This is a genomic window from Sphingopyxis sp. Geo48 (genome assembly GCF_949769155.1).
In the GTDB taxonomy this organism is placed as follows: Bacteria; Pseudomonadota; Alphaproteobacteria; order Sphingomonadales; family Sphingomonadaceae; genus Sphingopyxis.
The window spans coordinates 861661-879794 of record NZ_CATKPA010000001.1; the positions used below are offsets into that span (position 1 = coordinate 861661).

An 18134-nucleotide genomic window follows, 5' to 3' on the forward strand; every position below is an offset into this window, starting at 1 on the left:
TCAGGCCGAAGCGAACATGCGTTCGATGTCGCCCGACGTCACCGGACGCCGCGCCTGGCCGATCGCATCCATGCTGTCGGTCTTGAGCCCGCCCAGATTGTGCCTTGGGCTGACGTCGACGTCCTTGCCGAGTTCGCGCAAGTGCGCGACGGTGCAATTCTCGCGCCCGCCGTTCAGCGCGAAGGCGTCGAAGCTATATTCGCGCATCACATTGAGGTGCGTGATCTTGTCGATCGTTTCTTTGGGCAACCCATTGACCGATGCCCAGAGATATTCGGGAACATTGGGCCATACCGTATCCGAGTGCGGATAGTCGCACTCGTAGCAGACCATGTCCTCGTTCATATATTCGAGGTTCTTCACCCCGAACTGGTCGTCGATGAAGCAGCAGATGATGTGGCGCTTGAACAGGTCCGACGGACGCTCGCCGCCGAAATCGGTGAAGGTCCATTCGTGATGATGCTCGTGCGTGAAATCGGCGCGCTCGAGGAAATAGGGGATCCAGCCGATGCCGCCCTCGCTCAGCGCCATGCGTAGATCGGGGTAGCGTTGCCAGAATTTGGCGAAGGTCCAATCCGCGGCCGAGTTGGCGATCGAGATCGGCATCGCGGTGATCCACGCGTCGATCGGGCTTTCGGGCGAGGGATGCATCGCGCGCGCGCCGGTGCCGATATGGCAGTTGATCACCATCTTGTAGTCGCTGCACGCTTTCCAGAACGGCTCCCAATATTCGTTGTGAATGCTCGGCAGGCCGATGTTCGACGGATTGTCGGAGAAGCTGACCGCATGAACGCCCAGATCGCGCATCCGCTTCAGTTCGGCGAGCGTGTCGTCCATGCTCCACATCGGGATCAGGCACATCGGAATGAAGCGGCCGGGCGCGGCGGCGCACCATTCCTGGACATGCCAGTCGTTCCACGCGCGGCAGGCGAGCAGTGCCTCTTCGGGATCCTTCTGCGCCATGCCGACGAAGGTGCCACCAGCGAAACTGGGCATCGTCGGGAAGTTGAGCGACGCAAGCACGCCGTTCGCGTTCATGTCGTCGACGCGCAGCTTCGGATCATAGGTGCCGGGGCGCAGCTGCTCGAACGAGCTCGGCTCCATCCCATATTCGCTGCGCGGCCGGCCGACCACCGCGTTCAGCCCGATCGTCGGAAAGCGCTGGCCGTTCCACAGCCAGACGTCCTTGCCCTTGTCCTGGACGATGCGCGGCGCGCGATCTTTCTTGCCCTCGGGATAATGGCGAATGAACGCCTCCGGCGGTTCGATCGCGTGATCGTCCACACTGATGATGACCATATCGTCCATCCGCATGGCGACTCTCCTCTTCCAGCTGATTTGTTGTTGCGCGCATCATCGCAAAAATTGACGATATGTCAACTATTGGTTTATGACCTGGTGTTATGAGTGGGAGAGTCAGAATGACTGAAGCACCGCCGCGCATCCTGCCCGTCATTGACCGCGACAGCGAAGCCTATTGGACGTGGGGGCGAGAGGGCAGGCTTGCCATCCATCGTTGCGGGGACTGCGAATATTACGTGCACCCGCCGGTCCCGTTCTGCCCACAATGCGAAAGCAGCAGGGTCGCGCCCGAAGCGGTGTCGGGGCGCGGGCGCGTCGTCACTTTCACGGTCAATCACAAGGCGTGGGTACCGGGTCTGCCGGTTCCCTATGTGCTCGCGCTTGTCGCAATCGACGAGCAGGACGATGTCCGCATCCCCTGCAATATTGTCGACTGTGCGACCGAGGACGTGACGTTCGACATGGCTGTCGAAGTCGTTTTCGAGCCGTCCGGCGATCTGTGGATCCCGCTTTTCCGGCCAGTCCAATCATGATCCGCTTCGCCGAAAAGAATACCGCGATCAGCGGCGTCGGCATGTCCGACGTGTCGCGCGGCGCGACCAGGTCGGCGCTTGCGCTGACCGTCGACGCCGCGCTCGAGGCCATCGCCGATGCGGGCCTAACACGCGCCGATATCGACGGCATTGCGACTTGGCCCGGCGAGCGCGCGGACGGCTCGGGTTTCTCGCCGGTCGGCTGCGCGGCATTGCAGGACGCGTTGCGGCTGGAGGTGAACTGGTATGCGGGCGGCGGTGAAGCACCGGGCCAATATGGTGCGGTATTCAACGCGATCGGTGCGATCGCAGCGGGGCTGTGTCGCAATGTATTGATCTTTCGGACGATGTACGAAGCGACCGCGCGCAAAACCGCTTATGCCAACTCGCTGCTCCGCGAAGGGCAGCGGCAGGCTGGGCCTTTTTCGTGGTACGCGCCCTATTACACCTACGCCGCAGCGCTGCAGCAGGCGCTGTTCTTCAACCTTTATGTCCACAAGAGCGGGATTACTCCCGAGCAGGTCGGGCAGATCGCGGTCAACCAGCATCGCAATGCCGCGCTCAATCCCAAGGCAATCTACCAGACGCCGATCAGCCTCGACGATTATCTCGCTTCGCCGATCATCGCGACGCCGCTGCGCTTGTACGATTGCGACGTGCCGATCGACGGCGCCGCTGCGATCATAGTGTCGCGGATGGATGTAGCGCGGGGCCTAAGGAACCCGCCGATCCGGATCGAGGCGATCGGCTCGTCGATGCGTTACCGCAACAGCTGGACACAGCTGGGCGAACTCGACACGCAAGCGCAGCCGAAGGTTGCGGAGATGATGTGGGGTCGCACCGACCTCAAACCCGCCGACGTCGACATCGCGCAGCTCTACGATGGCTTCAGCTTCCACACGATCAACTGGCTTGAAAATTTCGGCTTTTGCGAGCGCTACGGCGCCAAGGATTTCATCGAAGGCGGAAGGCGGATAGCGCTCGATGGTGACCTCCCCGTCAATACCGGCGGCGGCGCGCTGTCGGGCGGCCGGCTTCATGCCTACGGCGCGGTGCACGAAGCCTGCACGCAACTATGGGGACGCGCGGGGGCGCGGCAGGTGAAGGGCGACCCAAAAATTTGCGCTACCTCGACGTCGGGCGGCCCGCTCGCGGGTGCGATGCTGCTGGTCCGCGACTAGGTCTGCCAGACGATCTCGCCGCCGATCAGCGTCAGCGCCACGGTGCCAAGCGCGTCGCTATCGTCGGGCCAAGCGTACAGCATCAGGTCCGCCTGCGCCCCGACTGCGAGCGGCCCCTCATATAGCGCCAGCGCTTCTGCCCGGCCGACCGCTTCGCCGCCCCCGATCACATCACCGCCCCGCGTCCGCCGATCGGTGGCCGCGCGCAGGGCCACCCAGGGGTTCGCATCGCCATAAGGTGCATCCGACCCCCCGAGCACCCGCACCCCGCCACGCGCCAGCGAGCCGAGCCGATAGAGGTCGACCAGCATATCTCCGTCCATCTGCGCCCGATAGCGGTCCCCGCGATCATGGATAAAGTTGGGCTGCGTCACCACCGTCAGACCCGCCGCTGCGATGTCGCGGATCAGGCTCGCCGCTATCACCCCGCCATGCTCGATCCGGTCGCCGGGTTTCGCGCCGCCTGCAACCTCCAGCGCCGCCAGATAGAAGACCAGTTCACCCAGCGTCACGCAATGCGCCGCGACATTCCGCGCCAGCGCCCGCGCCGCCACAATCCGCGCCGCCACCGCCTCGACCGGCGGCAGATCATTTTCGTCGAGCAGCAGCTTTACGGGCCCAAGAGCATAGCCGTCGCCCACGGGCAAAGCCTCGGTTCCCATCATCACCAGCCGCTGTGGCATCGCCCCCGACAGCAGTGCCGCCTCGGCCGCGCCGTTCGAAGCCCCGGCATCGGTCACGCCGGTCACACCCCATTTGACGAACTTTTCTCCCAGCGCCGCCAGCGAAGGCGGCGCGGCGCCGATCCGGTCGCGCAGCCACGCATCGCCGCGCCAGATTCGCCCATTCGGCCGTTCGTCCGCGCCAAGCTCGACACATGCGGGAAAGGGGGCTTCGCCGAGCAGCGTCACCCCCGCGCTGTTGAGCAGCCAATAACCCCCTGTGCGATCCTGCACCCGCAGCGGCCGGTCAGCCAGCCAGTGGTCGAGCGTTGCGCGGTCGGGCAACCCGGCCACCCGCTCGTCATAGCCGATCGCGCGCACCCAAGTCCCCGGTGCGCCGGCACCCGCACGCAGCCGGGCGATCACCACATCGACGCTGCGGCAATCGGTCAAATCGACCGACTCCATCCGTGCCGCGGTCGCCAGCAAATGCAGATGGTGATCGCGCAACCCGCCGCCGAGCGTCAGCCCGCGCGCATCATATTCGGGGCCATGCCCGGCCACCGCCGGGCCCAGAGCGGCGATGCGCCCATCGCGCACCCCCGCCGCGAGCGGGGCGCCGTCGGCGCCGCGTGCATTGCGGATGATCAGGTCGAAACTGTCGCTCACGCCACCGCTTTTGCGAAAGTCGCCGCCGTCCTTGCAAGCGAAACGTCGATCACCCCGCCTTGCTGCCCCGCCAGCGCCTCGAGCGTCAGCGTCGCTGCGGTCAATCCCGTCAGCGGATCGGCGAGGGCATCGCCGACGAACTGCGGTCGCTCCTCGGCCCAGCGCACCAGCCCGCCCGCCGCAGCGCAATCGTCGCCGAACCCCACCCGCATCGCCGCCTCGCCGCGCCAGCCATGCGCGGTGATCGCGATCCACAACAGGTCGGGATTGATGCGGAACAGACGCTCTTCATCGAGTCCCAGCCGCGCCAGCGCATGCGGCCGCGCGGACGTGATCAGCACCCGCGCCTCGCCGATCATCGAGCGCAGTTCGGCGCCGTCGATTTCGGCCGACACGCGCCGCTTGGCCCCATTCAGGCGCGCATCGAGCTGCGGCGTATGCAGCCGTGTCGGGTCGGGCCGCCCGTCGCTCTCGACCTTGACCACCGCATGCCCCGCCGCTGCGAGCAGCGCCCCGCAATAGGGACCCGCCCACAGTGCCGACAGGTCGAGTACGATCCCGTCCTTCGCCGCGCAGTTCCCGAGCTCGGATGGCACCAGCGGCGAGGCTTCGCCGACCCGTGCCACCGGCATATGCAGCTCCACCGCCGCCGTCACCATCGCGTCCGCCGCACGCCCCCCGGCCGCTGCCAGGATCGCCTGCCACGGTTCGTCGTCGAGTCCCGCGCCCGTCCACGCCGGCACCAGTTCGCGGTCCTCCGCGCGGGCCAGCGACACCGCCATCCAGCCCTCGCTGCACTTCACCATCCGGCAATGGCGGTTCGGCGACCACTCGCCCGGCGCGGCGAGCGTCAGGTCATCGTGCCGTGACAGCGCGCGGCGCGGGTCGAAGGCGATGCGCCCGCCCGATGCGGCGACCAGCCGCTCGCCAGCCGCCGCCACCGCATCGAGCAGCGCAGTCATGCGCCGCCCTCGATCGCATGCACCAGTCCCCAATTATGCGCCTGCGCCGCGCCGACGCGCTTGCCCGACAGCAGCATCCACAGCGTCCGGTGCCGTCCGATCGCGCGCGTGACCGTCGCTGTGCCACCCGCACCCGGGATCAGCCCCATCGAAAGCTCGGGCAGCTGGAACCATGCATCTGATGTCGCGATCCGCCGATGCGCGGCAGCAGCGACCTCGACCCCCGAGCCGACGCAGGCGCCGTGCAGCCGGACGGTTGCGCGGGCGCCGAGCGCGTCGAGCGCGCGGGCGCAACTGTGCAGCGTCCGTACGGCATGGGCCTCTGCCAGATCGCGCGCGGTACCGAATTCGGGCAGCGCGCCGCCGGTCGAGAAGCATTTTCCGGCGCCGCGCAGGATGAGCTCAGGTCGGGTGGGGTCGTCGAGGGCGTTGGCGAGCGCCTCATACAGTGCGTCGCGCATCGTCGCCGTCATCGCGTTGCGATCGGCGCGATCGTTGAGCGTCAGCGTGATACGGTTGTCCGTGCGTTCGATCAGGACCGGCGCAGGCGGAACCGGTGCGCCCGCATCGATCTTCGCCGCTGCGTGCCAACGCGCAAATTCGCCACCGCCGAGCAGCGCGGAATAGGCCAGCGATTCCACCGCGAGAGCATCGGCCATCGTCAGCTTTTCTGCCAGCCGCAGTACCTGCGCTGCGATTGTCGCCGCCAGCGGATTGGCCGAGACCGCCGCGCCCAATCGCTCGACGCCGGCATTAAAATCGCGCGCGCCGAGCGAAACCCATGGCCGGGGGGCGTCGGCAGTCGACGTCAACAGCAGGTCGAAATCGTCCGTGCGGGTGTCCGGGAGGGTGCCCGCGCGATCGATCCCGATCACCACCGCCTGGATGGGGGGTACGGGCCGGCGCCAGGCCGCCGCATCGACCAGCCACAGAGGATGTCCGCCCGGTGCGGAGAAGTGGTCGGCATCGAGATGGTCGGGCCCGGTCATCGCGCCTTCCTATCCGGCGCAGACCTCTTCCGCCAGTTCGGCCTTGAGGACACGGCGCAGCAGCTTGCCGGTCTCGTTATAGGGCAGGGCGTCGCGCACGAACCATTGCTCGGGCGTCTTGGTCGAGCGCAGTTTCGCGCGTATCGCCGCCGCCATCGCCACCGTATCGGGTTGACCCGACTTTGAGACGATAACCGCCACCACCTTTTCGCCCCATTGGACGCAGGGAATACCGAGTACGGCGCAATCGGCGATATCGTCGAAGCTGCGCAGCACATCCTCGATTTCGCCCGGCGAGATATTCTCGCCGCCGCGCACGATGACATCGTCGAGCCGTCCCTCGACGAACAGGTAGCCGCCCTCGTCGAGCCAGCCGGCGTCGTTGGTCGCGAACCAGCCGTCGTCGGCGATCGCCTTTTTGTGCAAATACTCGCCCGACACCTGCTCGCCGCGGACATGGATCTCGCCCTGCTCGCCGGGCGCGCACGGGCTGCCGTCCTCGCGCCGGATCTCGAGCTCGATGCTCGGAAGCGGCTGGCCGACCGACGCGATCCGGCGGCGAACAGACGGGTCGTCCGACGCGAAGGCGGCGCGATGATCCTCGGCGCCGAGCAGCGCGATCGTCGAACTGGTTTCGGTAAGGCCATAAGCATTGACAAAGGCCACATGCGGCAACTTCGCCAGCGCGCGCGCGATGACCGGTTCGGGCATCTTGCCGCCGCCATAGGAAAGTGCGCGCAGCGCGGGCAGCGTCTCGCCGGTCCGTTCCATGACGTCGAGGATACGGTCGAGCATTGTCGGCACGACCATCGCATGGGTGATCGCTTCCGCGGCGCAGGTCGCGACCCAATCTTCCGCAGTGAACGCGGGCAGATAGACGATCCGCCGCCCGCCATAGGCCGCGGTCAATATCGCCGAGATTCCCGCGATATGATAGGAGGGGACGCTAATCAGCGCGGCTTCTTCTTCGCCCGCGCCCAGAAACTCGACCGTCGACATGACATAGGATGTCAGATTGGCGTGACGCAGCACCGCGGCCTTCGGGTCGCCCGTCGTGCCGCTGGTAAACAGCAGGACGGCAATTTCGTTCGCGGCTTCCGGCAGGTCGATTTTTTCGGGGGGCGCCCCCGCCATGAACTCGGCCTCGAAATCGCTCCGGGCGATGAGGGTGACGCCGTCGGTTGGCGCGATGCGTGGCAGCATGTCGTCGTCGACGATCAGCGTCGATGGCGCGCTTCGGGCGACGAGCTTGTTGAGGTCGTCGTCCGCGAGGCGGTAATTGAGCGGAATAAAAGGCGTCCCGGCCATACCGCAGGCGAAGAGCAGCACGGGCAGCGCTGTGCCGTTCATCCCCAGAAAGGCGGTGTTCGCCTTTCCCTGGGCTGCGAGCCATGCTGCGACGCAACTGGCACGGGCGCGATAGGAAGCGAAATCATCACCTTCCTCGCCGCCGCCGAGCGCAGGGCGATCGGGACAGGCATCGGCGGCAATATCGAGGAGCAGCGGCGTCCGCATCGATATCAGTCCGAGGCCGGCAGCGGCTTAGCACCCTTGATCGCCATCGCGACCCCGTTGAAGGCGAGTGAGCCCGCACCGGCCTTGGCACCGAGCACTTCGAGTCCGCTTGCTTCATCGACATAGCGTTTTCCGATCGCGACGCCGTCCGCGAACCGCGGGTCGATCGCGCCGGTCGGTGCCCTCATATCGTCGATAGGGACGACCGCGACGCCGCCGCACTGCAGTTCACCGGCGCTGCTCGGCGGGCGGACCACTACCAGTTGCGCGTCGCACACCGCGCTCTTCCATCGCGATCCCGGTCTCAAATCCATCCTCTTCCATCCTTTCCCGTCGCCGTTCGGATCCGGCCACCTGTCGCTTTCCCGACATCAATAAGTCAATCGACAAAGAAAGTAAACGTAGTTATATAACTCAAAAAGCCTATGCACGGAGAGGGGGACAGGGATGCATCCAAGGCAATTTGCGCAGACAGCCCCCGATCGGCCGGCAATCGTCATGGCTGCGAGCGGTGTCTCGGTCAGCTATTGCGAACTGGAAACCATTGCCAACCGCGGTGCGCAGCTCTTCCGTTCACGCGGTATTGCCGCGGGCGACACGATCGCTATCTGGCTGAAAAATTGTCTCGAATATTTCCAGATCTACTGGGCAGCCCAGCGGGCGGGCCTCTATATCTGCCCGATATCGAGCCAGCTGACCGCCGAGGAAGCCGCCTATATCGCGAACGACAGCCAGGCACGGCTGCTCGTAACCCACGCCGATATCCCGGCAGCAGCCTCCCTCGTTCGCGATCGCGCCGTGCTGGTCCCCGGGGTGGCCGACATTTTCGACCTCGGTAGCGGACTTGATGGGCTCCTGTCCTGGCAGAAGGCTCTTGTTGCCCAACCGGCGGATCGCATCGCGGATGAATCGGCCGGCTTTCACATGGTCTATTCGTCGGGCACTACGGGGCGCCCCAAGGGAATACGCCTGCCGCTGACAGGCGGTCCCGCCGACGAGCCGCACATGCTCGCCGAGCGCATATCGGGACGTTATGGTGTCGGGGAGGGCAGTGTAATCCTGTCGCCGGCTCCGCTCTACCACACCGCGCCGCTCGCTTATGGCATGGTCGCGCACCGCCTCGGCGCAACGCTCGTGGTCATGGACAAATTCGACGCCGAAGAGACGCTCCGCCTGATCGAGCGCTACCGGGTGACCTTCATGCAGATGGTTCCGACGATGTTCGTCCGCCTGCTCGCGCTGCCCGAGGCTGTCCGGTCGCACTACGACCTCTCGTCACTCGGCAAGATCGTCCACGCCGCAGCGCCTTGTCCCATCGGAATTAAGCGGCAGATGATCGAATGGCTCGGGCCGATCATCTACGAATATTACGGTGGATCGGAGGGTAATGGATCGACCTTCATCACGCCTGAGGAATGGCTCGAACGCCCGGGATCGGTCGGACGCGCCGACTGGGGAACGCTTCATATCTGCAATGAAGCGGGCGAGGAGGTGGCCCCGGGCGTCGATGGCCTCGTCTATTTTGAAGGCGGCTGGGATTTCCAGTATCTGAACGATCCCGAAAAGACGCGCGATGCGCGTCATCCCGCGCATCCGGAGTGGAGTACGCTGGGTGATATCGGTCATGTCGATGCCGATGGTTACCTGTTCCTGACCGACCGGAAGAGCTTCATGATCATTTCGGGCGGTGTGAATATCTATCCGCAGGAAACCGAAAATCTGCTCATCACGCATCCGCGCGTCGCCGATGCCGCAGTGATCGGTGTTCCCAATTCCGATTTCGGCGAAGAGGTGAAGGCGGTGGTGCAGCCATTCGACCCCGCTGATGCGACGCCCGAATTCGCGCAGGAACTGATCGCCTTCTGCCGCTCGAACCTCAGTCCGGTCAAATGTCCGCGCTCGGTCGATTTCGATCCCGCGCTGCCGCGGCTCGATACCGGGAAATTATACAAGAGGCTGATCCGTGATCGATACTGGGCGGACGAGCGCACCGGTTGAATCGGGGACATCGGCGCGAAGGTCGCCCGGGCGGACAGCTTACCCGGTTATCAAGGAGGAACATTTATGAGCGAAGAGCTAGCGACGCGCGTTGAAGACGGGATTCTTGTCATCACGATGAACCGGCCCGAGGCACGGAACGCGATGAACAAGGCGGTCGCCGAAGGCATTGCGGAGGCGCTCGACCGTCTCGACGCCGAACCTGCGTTGCGCGTGGCCATACTGACCGGCGCCGGCGGCACTTTCTGTTCGGGCATGGATCTCAAGGGCTTCCTGCGGGGGGAGAGCCCGGTGGTCGACGGACGCGGTTTCGGCGGACTGGTCTTGAAGCCGCCCGTGAAGCCCCTGATCGCCGCCGTCGATGGTTATGCGCTTGCCGGCGGGCTCGAACTGATGATCGCTTGCGATCTCGTCGTTGCCAGTGCCGGAGCGAAGTTCGGGATACCCGAAGCCAAGCGGGGCCTCGCAGCGGGCGCAGGCGGCTTGATGCGTCTGCCCGACCAGATTCCCTATCGTGTCGCCATGGAGTTGGCGCTTACGGGCAATTTTGTCGATGTCGAGCGGGCCATGGCGCTGGGGCTAATCAACCGGATCAGCAAAGGGCCGGCGATCGAGGGGGCTATGGCACTCGCCCGCGAAATCAAGGACAATGGGCCGACTGCGGTACGCGTGTCGAAGCAGATCATCAGCGAGTCGCGCGGCTGGCCGCAGGGCGAGCGATGGGAAAGGCAGGACGCGCTTCTGCCGGAGGTGTTTCAGTCGCCCGATGCGCGCGAAGGCGCTGCAGCTTTCGCCGAGAAGCGCAAGCCGAACTGGACCGGGCAGTAAGGGAAAGCGGCCGGGCCAGCCATCCTCATTGCCGGGCATGCTGCCGGCAGGAATGCGGGCCTGCGGGCTTTCGCCCGAAGCTGGTTCGCGTGCCTAGTCGTCGATGTCGACCGGACCCCGGTCGATGCCGATCTGCGGATTGACGCCCCCGATGCTCTCGAAATATCCCGCTATCGCTGCTCCTTCGCCGGCAAGCCATTCAGCCGTCGGCGCGCGGTTCTGGACTTCGACGAGGATATGGCGCCGGCCAACGCCCCGAGCTTCCACGCCGCAGGCTTCGGCCTGGGCGAGCGCCGATGGCAGATTGCGGCTTCCGCACGAGAAAAGCAGGCGCACGCCTTCGCCGAAATCCTCCGGCCTTCTGGCAGCGTGCGCCGAGAGCTCGATCAGCTGGGATCGAAAATCCGCGATGTTGCTCATGCTCGGGTCTCCGGCCGACGGTTGCGGCGACCATAGATGGCTATGATCGAAGCGGTCAAATCTTTCGCCGAACGGCGACGCGGGTTCTTGCTCCAGGTGACGGCGGAGCATGCTCCGGACGCAGGCGAAGCGGCGGCTCGCGTTCACCGGATCGGAATATCATGACGCTGACGGGATCAATGAAATTGCACGACTATTCAGCCAGCAGAAAGCGAGAGGGCGTCAAGCGGCTTCGCGCCGCAGACACGCTTCCGGATGTCAGTCCATCAAGTTTCTCGGCCGCCTTTGTCGATGAGGCGAAGGCTTTGTGGGAGCCACACTATGGACGACCTCTGACCGATGACGAGGCGAGATAATTTCAGAGAAGTTGGCTCCCCGCCGACCACGGTGACGAGTACCTGTGGTCGGAAGATCTTGAAAAACGACAGAAATATAGGTGTACTCCAGCGAAAGTTGGTTTGGAGAGCTCCAAGCACCCCTGAACCGCAACCCCGATTATCATTGCGGGAGCGTGCAATCGATCTGGCCAGAAGGAGTGGAACTGTCCGGACCAAAGATTTGGAGGCCGTCGGCGTTCCCCGGCAATATCCTCCCATGATGTGCAGGGAAGGGCTCCTTATTAGAGTTGGCTACGGCGTCTACAGAGCCGCTGCCGAAGACAGCAGGTCAGAGGAATCACGCACCTCGCAAATGACACGACACGACAAACCGTCCGATTTTTACTCCGAATGAGGGCTACCCGTTTTCGAAGACGTCGCTTCCCTACGCCCCCATGCTTTTCATCTCTCTCATCGGTCCGAAGCCCTCAGTCGACAATGCCGTAGCACTTTCTATCCTGATGCCATGGAGCGGAAATTTCAGATCATTGATGGACGTGCTGTGCGGACCGACATCGTCGTGACGGAATATGACCTGTTCGACTATTATAGCACGGCGCGCAGACGGCGGGATGCCAAGGAGTGGACCGTTGTTGCCGACCTTCCGGACATCATGCCGATCGACGCTCAGCTTCTCGACGTTCTCGAAACATGGTTCGGTGACATATTGGACGACCTCTTGGCCGAAGGCTCAAGCCGTGAGCATGGTGACCATGCTCACGGGGATTAGGAGATATCAGTCAGACCCATGACTGGACGAGCTGGTACGGATATCCTGATCCGCCCATTCTTGCAGGTCCTGAATGGAATACACCACGCTGCCTCCAAGCTTTCGATACCGCGGCCAGGTGCCGTAAAGGCGGTGCTTTTCCATCGTTCGCGGCGAGAGGCTAAGGAAACGCGCCGTCTCGGACGTACGCAGATATCGGAATGGTGGGGTTTTCTAAGTCATCGTAAGCATCCTTGAGACAAGCGCCGAATTGGCGCGCCTGACTCAACTCACGTGCACTCGCGACATATTCCGATGGCGGCTTTGCGCCTGATGTTGGCCATTCCGACCCCGACCGGGCTGTGCTGGAAAGCAGTCATTCATCTGGGCTCGAACCGAGGCCGGTTTGCGCCTCTTGTGGGCCGCTTCGTGCAACCGACCAGTGGCGCGGTAACGAACCTCGCCCTGTGCCCATAGGGCATTCCGCGGCGGGGATCAGAGGGCGTTGCACCCACAAGGCGCGCTCCTCCGAATTTTGAGTTCGCCCTTTTTGCTCGGGATCGTCATCCAAATTGACCGGAACTACAGGCCCGGTCGGTCATCTGCCCCCTTCTGAGCGGTCCAAAATTGATGATATTTTGGATGACGAAGGAGAATATGAATGTCGGCCAAGAAACACCGCCCGGAAGAGATTATCGACAAACTTCGTTAAGCGGAGGTCGTTTTGGTGCAGGGGGCGAGGTCCGCCGAGGCGTGTCGCCGGATCCCCTCGCGATGACCGCCGACGCCTAGGGGGCGACGAAGAAGCCAGCCTCTGAGAGAAATTCAAGCGGGAACCTGATTGGCTTAATTGCATCTAATGTGGGAATGTAGCCAGGAACAGCCATGCGCAGTCGTCGACCCACGCCAAAACCCACATCCGAATGGGTTGCCGAAACGCGATTGGTCGGCAGGATCAACGCGGGCGAAGAATCCGCCTTTCGACAGCTGATGGAGAGCTACAATCAGAGTCTTTACCGTGTGGCGCGGGCAATAGTCTCCGACGATGTCGAAGCAGAAGATGTCCTCCAGGAGAGTTATACCCGCGCTTTTGCCGCTATGTCCGGGTTTCGCGGTGACTCGAGTCTGGGCACCTGGCTGACGCGGATCGTGATCAACGAGAGCCGGGGTCGGCTACGCCGGCGTCGAACCGTGGCCCAAGCGGCCGACGCGCTTAAGCAACAGAGTGCGACGGTAATAGGATTCCCTGCGGGGCAGCCGGTCGAAAGCCCCGACACGCATGTCGCTCGAGCCGAAACGCGCATGTTGCTGGAGCAGGCCATCGATTCCTTGCCTGATGTTTTTCGGCCGACATTCATTCTTCGGGACATTCAGGAATTTACGGTGGAGGAAACCGCGGAAATTCTGGGCGTGCAGCCTGAAACAGTAAAAACCCGGCTCTATCGGGCACGCCGACTACTGCGAAAATCGCTGGACGCCACATTGGCGGACGCGGTCCGTGGCAGCTTTCCGTTTCTTGGGAAGCGATGTGAAAGGCTGACCGAAGCAGTCCTCACGCGTCTGATGCACGCGGGCAAGTAAGGCGAAACGCTGCCCCTGTGCGTGCAGATTTTCATGTTTCAACAGCCGCTTGCGATGGACATCAGCAACTCACGTCGTAGCTCGGCATCGTCGGCAAAGTCGCCGAGCCAAGCCTTGGTCACCATAGCGACACCGCGCTGGTTTACTCCGCGGCTGGTCATGCAACCGTGGCTTGCTTCGAGAACCACGGCCACGCCGCGCGGCTCTAGGATGTCGTTCAAGGTCTGAGCGATTTGCTGGGTCAGACGTTCCTGCAATTGTAGTCGGCGGGCAAACCCGTCGACAAGTCGGGATAGTTTCGAAATTCCCACCACCTTGCCGCTTGGTCGGTAAGCCACATGGGCATGACCAATGATAGGAGCCATGTGATGTTCGCATGTCGACGTGAACGGGATCGCTTTTAGCAAGACAGTATCCTCATAGTCGTTCGATTCATCGAAAACCCTAAGCAGATGTTGTGCGGGATCGATCTGGTAGCCTGAAAACCATTCCTCATAAGCCCGGGCGACGCGTGCCGGAGTTTCGATCAGACCTTCGCGATACGGATTGTCTCCCGCCGCTGCGATCAGCGTTCGGACGGCAGCTTCAATTGCTGCCCGGCTCGGTCGATCAGAGGCAGCGAGATCACCCAGATTTTCCGTATGAGGCTTATTTTCGGTCAGCTCATTCGCCGTCACGAGATCCATTTTCGTCCTTTCCTAGCAGCGGACCCATTCGATGAAGCCGACGCAGCGAGGTTCCCTTCGAGGAAGAAAAAGAAGTTCGGGAACCTGAAACGCGGTGCCGCATCGAATGCAGGCCCAAGGCGGCAATCGTCTTGCTGTGGGTCCATTTAGGAAAGGGTTTCGAATGACACAGATGCAACAATCACGCCGCAACCTGATGCGCCTTACCGGAACGGGTGTATTGTCTGCGGTCGCCGTCGGCATCCTCGGCGATGCTCCGGCACTCGCTCGATCCATGGGCAAGGGCCCCGGTGTCACAGCGAGCCAAGGCGACATTGATATCCTGAACGTGGCTCTGGGTCTCGAACATGAAGCGATCGAGGCATATCAGATTGGGGCTGAAAGCGGTCTTTTGCAGAAGCCCGTGCTTGACCTCGCGGTGATTTTCCAAGGGCACCACAAAGGGCATCGAGACGCGCTTGCACGTGCCGTGCACGACCTGGGTGGGAAGGCCGTCGAACCGAAGACCCGTGCCGCTTATGTCGAAAGCCTTAATGTGGCGGCGATCAAGAATCAGAACGACATTCTGCGTCTTGCGCAGTCGCACGAGATGGGCGCGGCCAACGCCTACATCGGTGTGATGCCGTCGCTTGGTGGCAAGGAGCTCGCCCAAGTGTGCGCGAAAATCGCCGCCGACGAAGCATCACACTGGTCACTGCTGACCACTGCGTTGGGACAGCCGATCCCGGCTACTGCTTTTCTGTTCGGCTGAAGCGCCGATCCCTAGCGCTTTGATGATTTCGGAAAGGGATTGGGTATGCGTGTCACCGCAACCGCAATTATGTTGGTCGCCGGCTTCAGTTCGTCAGTCGCCGCGCAAAGCAGCGCGACGGGCGACGCTGCGCGGGGCGCGCAAATCTACCAAGCGAGCTGCGGCAGCTGTCATTCGATAAACGCGAACCGAGTGGGCCCAGCCCATCGCGGTGTTGTCGGGCGTCGCGCCGGAACGATGGCAGGATATAACTACTCGGCGGCCCTGCGCGCGTCGCGCATCATATGGGATGCCCGAACGATCGATCGCTTTCTTCAAGATCCACAGAAGATGATACCGGGAACGAAGATGGGCTTTCGGCTGACAGACCCAGCTCGTCGCACTGATGTCATCGCTTATCTGCGCCAACAGAGCAGACCGGTTCCAAAGTAGCATTGCAACGTACTTCAGTAGCCGGGTCTCGGTCGCGACCCGACTAGATGGCGAGTGCCTCGCCACCCCCTTCGAAGAGGCACTCGCCATCATCCCCTTCGCACGCGGACGCATAAATCGTTCGGCCTGCCGAATGATCGGATGCCGCGTCGCTTTTTCTTCTTTGGTCGCCAACGGCGCGCAACCTGTCAGCCCGACGACTCTCCCTAGTTCCAAGGCAATACATCAATGCAAACTATGTTTAGCGGTCCGATATTTGAAATGGCGCGCCGCCAATTTGAGGATGCCGCCGATATAATCGGACTTGATCTGGACGTTCGTGACAGAGTTTTTCTGCCCAAGCGGGCCATAGCCGTTTCATGTCCGATTCACTTGGACAACGGATCGATCGCGGTGTTTCCCGGTTATCGTGTGCAGCACCACTTGACGCTTGGCCCCACCAAAGGGGGCACCCGCTTTTCACCCGCGGTCGATGTGAGTGAAGTGGCTGCACTCGCAATCTGGATGAGCTGGAAATGCGCGTTGGCCGGCCTCCCTTACGGCGGAGCAAAGGGCGGCATCACCGTCGATCCCAAATTGCTCTCCTATGCCGAACTGGAGGCACTTTCGCGGCGCTATATGCAGGAAATGATCCCCTTCGTCGGACCCAACATTGATGTAATGGCGCCGGACATGGGCACCGACGAACAGGTCATGGCTTGGTTCATGGACACATATTCTATGCATCACGGGAGCACGGTCACCGAGATCGTTACCGGAAAGCCGCTGGAATCTGGCGGCACCGCCGGCCGCAGAGAGGCGACGGGCCGTGGTCTCGCATTCTTGGTCGACAAAGCCATGGATCGTATCGGTTTGACTCCAAGCGGCGCCACCGCAATTATCCAAGGCTTCGGCAATGTTGGATCTGTTTCGGCACTGGAGTTGCGAGAACGCGGGATTAAAGTCGTGGGCGTAAGCGATCATAGCGGGGCGATTTATGATCGCCGCGGCTTCGATGTAGAGGCACTTTTGCGCCACGTTCGTATAAATGGAAGCTTGATGGGTTTCGCTTTCGAAGCAGCAATCGATCCCCAATCGCTTCTATTGATGCCATGCGACATTCTTGTTCCCGCAGCGATCGAACAAGTCGTAAATGGCGAAAACGCGGGCAAACTCCGCTGCCGGATCTTGGCCGAAGGAGCCAATGGTCCGACCACCCCGGAAGCCGATCAAATCCTGACCAATCGGGGCGACATTTTTGTGCTTCCGGACATTTTGTGTAACTCTGGTGGCGTGATTGTCAGCTATTTCGAATGGGTGCAGGATATTCAGCGGCTTTTTTGGGACGAAGTAGAAATTCGCAATCGCCTCAACCAGATTTTGGAAAGGAGCTTCGAAAAAATGATGGCGCGTGCGGCTGTCGCTGGAATTTCGAATCGAATGGCGGCGCTAGCGATCGGAATCGAAACCGTGTCGCATGCCAAGCAGCGCCGCGGCCTATTTCCTTAGTTCTTCAGGGCACGAAGCTCATCACGTGCCGACAAGATCAGAGCAAGCAGTGCCGTCACGAACAGGCTGGTGACGTGATGGGGTGGACGGCCCCTGCACCGAGGTAAGTATGCGATGATGCGGCTGTCGGCAGCCACGTCTGGGCGAAGCATAGCACTGATCGCCAATATGATAGCGCGCAGCAGCCCGGCCACCTGCAGTAAATGATTTGGGGTCCGCTACGGCTCGCACCTGCGGCAGAGGCAAGCGCGATGCCGACTGAAGCATTAATAGGGGCATTGGGCCGGTTACCAGTCCCCTTTTTGGGACGACGATCTTCTGCAATTGGTCCCTAGCTGTGTCGGCGGCCGGACGGGCCAGAAATGTCTCCATTTAACGCTTCCCCGCTACAAGCGGACTGACCGCCGTCGGCCAGTCCACGCCATGGTGAGCGACCGCGCAAGAATTCCGTTAGCCCAGATCGGTCAGAAGAAATGACAGCGCCACAGCCAGCATGATTGCCGCGAACGCGCGTCGCACGATCTTGGTGCGCTGCGGATCGGATAGCCATTCATGCGCCGCGCTTCCGGCGATGACTATCGACAGGTGAATCGATGTCGCGATGGCGACGCTGATAACCGACAGGATAAGAGCATTGCGGATGCCGAGCGCCTCGCCGTTCAGGAACTGCGGCGCCACAACGAGGAAAAAGATATAAGCCTTCGGGTTGAGCAGATTGATCAAGGCGCCGGTCGCAAAGGCGCGGCGGGGCGAGCTGACGGGCCGTGTGGATCGTGATCCATCGCCGGTGCCGCGCCATGCTTCGATAGCAAGCCACAGCATCATTGCCGCGCCGGCGAAGCGCAGGATGTTCCAGAGCTGCGGGGCAGCCTGCAGCAATGCCGCCAGCCCCAAGGCTGCCAGAACGCCGTTCGCGAGCAGGCCCAGCGCGACGCCTGCGACGGCGGACAGGCCGCAACGCCGGCCTTCGGTTGCGGCAAGCCCGGCGAGCCAGGCCATGTTCGGGCCCGGCGTCAACTCGATCAGCAGCACCGCCAGCGCAAACCCGATA

The 18134-nt window shown here is 62.5% G+C and carries 19 protein-coding genes; 10 read left to right on the forward strand and 9 right to left on the reverse strand.

Going from position 1 to position 18134, the window contains the following annotated elements; genetic code table 11:
* Positions 1-1314, reverse strand: a complete 1314-nt coding sequence (locus QOL79_RS04425) for an amidohydrolase family protein (RefSeq protein ID WP_058454004.1) — start codon at positions 1312-1314, stop codon at positions 1-3.
* A 107-nt stretch (positions 1315-1421) separates the two neighbouring features.
* Here QOL79_RS04425 and QOL79_RS04430 point away from each other — a divergent pair, with 107 nt between their 5' ends.
* Both QOL79_RS04430 and QOL79_RS04435 read left to right on the forward strand, forming a co-directional pair.
* Positions 1422-1835 (forward strand): Zn-ribbon domain-containing OB-fold protein, encoded by a 414-nt coding sequence (locus tag QOL79_RS04430; protein WP_283418767.1) that lies wholly within the window; start codon positions 1422-1424, stop codon positions 1833-1835.
* Positions 1832-3016 carry a thiolase family protein gene (locus QOL79_RS04435; protein ID WP_283418768.1) on the forward strand — a complete coding sequence of 395 codons (1185 nt, stop codon included), beginning with the start codon at positions 1832-1834 and terminating at the stop codon, positions 3014-3016. The genes QOL79_RS04430 and QOL79_RS04435 overlap by 4 nt, the downstream gene beginning before the upstream one ends.
* Here QOL79_RS04435 and QOL79_RS04440 read toward each other — a convergent pair.
* Genes QOL79_RS04440 through QOL79_RS04460 form a run of 5 tightly spaced genes read right to left on the reverse strand, consistent with a single transcriptional unit; the run spans position 3013 to position 8127 of the window.
* Complete coding sequence (locus tag QOL79_RS04440; RefSeq protein ID WP_283418769.1) at positions 3013-4347, reverse strand: amidohydrolase family protein; 1335 nt, start codon at positions 4345-4347, stop codon at positions 3013-3015. The two genes, QOL79_RS04435 and QOL79_RS04440, sit on opposite strands and share 4 nt — an antisense overlap.
* The gene (locus QOL79_RS04445) at positions 4344-5309 is read right to left on the reverse strand and encodes a CoA transferase (protein ID WP_283418770.1); all 966 of its coding nucleotides are present in this window, start codon (positions 5307-5309) and stop codon (positions 4344-4346) included. The genes QOL79_RS04440 and QOL79_RS04445 overlap by 4 nt, the downstream gene beginning before the upstream one ends.
* Positions 5306-6298, reverse strand: coding sequence for an enoyl-CoA hydratase/isomerase family protein (locus QOL79_RS04450; RefSeq protein ID WP_283418771.1), 993 nt, complete (start codon positions 6296-6298; stop codon positions 5306-5308). The genes QOL79_RS04445 and QOL79_RS04450 overlap by 4 nt, the downstream gene beginning before the upstream one ends.
* A gap of 9 nt (positions 6299-6307) precedes the next feature.
* Positions 6308-7813, reverse strand: a complete 1506-nt coding sequence (locus tag QOL79_RS04455) for a class I adenylate-forming enzyme family protein (RefSeq protein ID WP_283418772.1) — start codon at positions 7811-7813, stop codon at positions 6308-6310.
* Positions 7814-7818: 5 nt separating this feature from the next.
* Positions 7819-8127, reverse strand: coding sequence for a hypothetical protein (locus tag QOL79_RS04460; protein ID WP_058453997.1), 309 nt, complete (start codon positions 8125-8127; stop codon positions 7819-7821).
* 133 nt (positions 8128-8260) lie between these two features.
* Here QOL79_RS04460 and QOL79_RS04465 point away from each other — a divergent pair, with 133 nt between their 5' ends.
* Together QOL79_RS04465 and QOL79_RS04470 are read left to right on the forward strand one after the other, a co-directional pair.
* A complete protein-coding gene (locus QOL79_RS04465; RefSeq protein ID WP_283418773.1) occupies positions 8261-9811 on the forward strand; it encodes an acyl-CoA synthetase in 1551 nt (516 codons plus the stop codon).
* Positions 9812-9877: 66 nt separating this feature from the next.
* On the forward strand, positions 9878-10639 hold the full coding sequence (locus QOL79_RS04470; protein ID WP_204993844.1) for a crotonase/enoyl-CoA hydratase family protein: 762 nt from the start codon (positions 9878-9880) through the stop codon (positions 10637-10639).
* A 93-nt stretch (positions 10640-10732) separates the two neighbouring features.
* On the opposite strand, the gene QOL79_RS04475 is transcribed toward QOL79_RS04470, so the two are convergent.
* The gene (locus QOL79_RS04475) at positions 10733-11059 is read right to left on the reverse strand and encodes a hypothetical protein (protein WP_283418774.1); all 327 of its coding nucleotides are present in this window, start codon (positions 11057-11059) and stop codon (positions 10733-10735) included.
* 339 nt (positions 11060-11398) lie between these two features.
* Here QOL79_RS04475 and QOL79_RS19570 point away from each other — a divergent pair, with 339 nt between their 5' ends.
* The 3 genes from QOL79_RS19570 to QOL79_RS04495 all read left to right on the forward strand — a co-directional run bounded on the left by QOL79_RS19570 (position 11399) and on the right by QOL79_RS04495 (position 13726).
* Positions 11399-11791, forward strand: coding sequence for a type IV toxin-antitoxin system AbiEi family antitoxin domain-containing protein (locus QOL79_RS19570; RefSeq protein WP_283418775.1), 393 nt, complete (start codon positions 11399-11401; stop codon positions 11789-11791).
* A gap of 111 nt (positions 11792-11902) precedes the next feature.
* The gene (locus QOL79_RS04485; protein WP_204994454.1) at positions 11903-12166 is read left to right on the forward strand and encodes a hypothetical protein; all 264 of its coding nucleotides are present in this window, start codon (positions 11903-11905) and stop codon (positions 12164-12166) included.
* A gap of 864 nt (positions 12167-13030) precedes the next feature.
* Entirely contained in the window at positions 13031-13726 is a 696-nt protein-coding gene (locus QOL79_RS04495; RefSeq protein ID WP_283418776.1) for an RNA polymerase sigma factor, read from the forward strand.
* 38 nt (positions 13727-13764) lie between these two features.
* On the opposite strand, the gene folE is transcribed toward QOL79_RS04495, so the two are convergent.
* Positions 13765-14412, reverse strand: coding sequence for a GTP cyclohydrolase I FolE (gene folE / locus QOL79_RS04500; protein WP_283418777.1), 648 nt, complete (start codon positions 14410-14412; stop codon positions 13765-13767).
* Between the two features lie 163 nt (positions 14413-14575).
* Between folE and QOL79_RS04505 the strand changes: the two genes are divergently transcribed.
* The 3 genes from QOL79_RS04505 (at position 14576) to QOL79_RS04515 (ending at position 17083) form a co-directional block, all read left to right on the forward strand.
* Complete coding sequence (locus QOL79_RS04505) at positions 14576-15163, forward strand: ferritin-like domain-containing protein (protein ID WP_283418778.1); 588 nt, start codon at positions 14576-14578, stop codon at positions 15161-15163.
* A gap of 69 nt (positions 15164-15232) precedes the next feature.
* A complete protein-coding gene (locus QOL79_RS04510) occupies positions 15233-15595 on the forward strand; it encodes a c-type cytochrome (protein ID WP_283419040.1) in 363 nt (120 codons plus the stop codon).
* Positions 15596-15823: 228 nt separating this feature from the next.
* Positions 15824-17083: a Glu/Leu/Phe/Val family dehydrogenase gene (locus QOL79_RS04515; protein WP_283418779.1), complete on the forward strand. Its 1260-nt coding sequence runs from the start codon at positions 15824-15826 to the stop codon at positions 17081-17083.
* Positions 17084-17533: 450 nt separating this feature from the next.
* On the opposite strand, the gene QOL79_RS04520 is transcribed toward QOL79_RS04515, so the two are convergent.
* The gene (locus QOL79_RS04520) at positions 17534-18115 is read right to left on the reverse strand and encodes a LysE family translocator (RefSeq protein ID WP_283418780.1); all 582 of its coding nucleotides are present in this window, start codon (positions 18113-18115) and stop codon (positions 17534-17536) included.
* Positions 18116-18134: the final 19 nt, after the last annotated feature.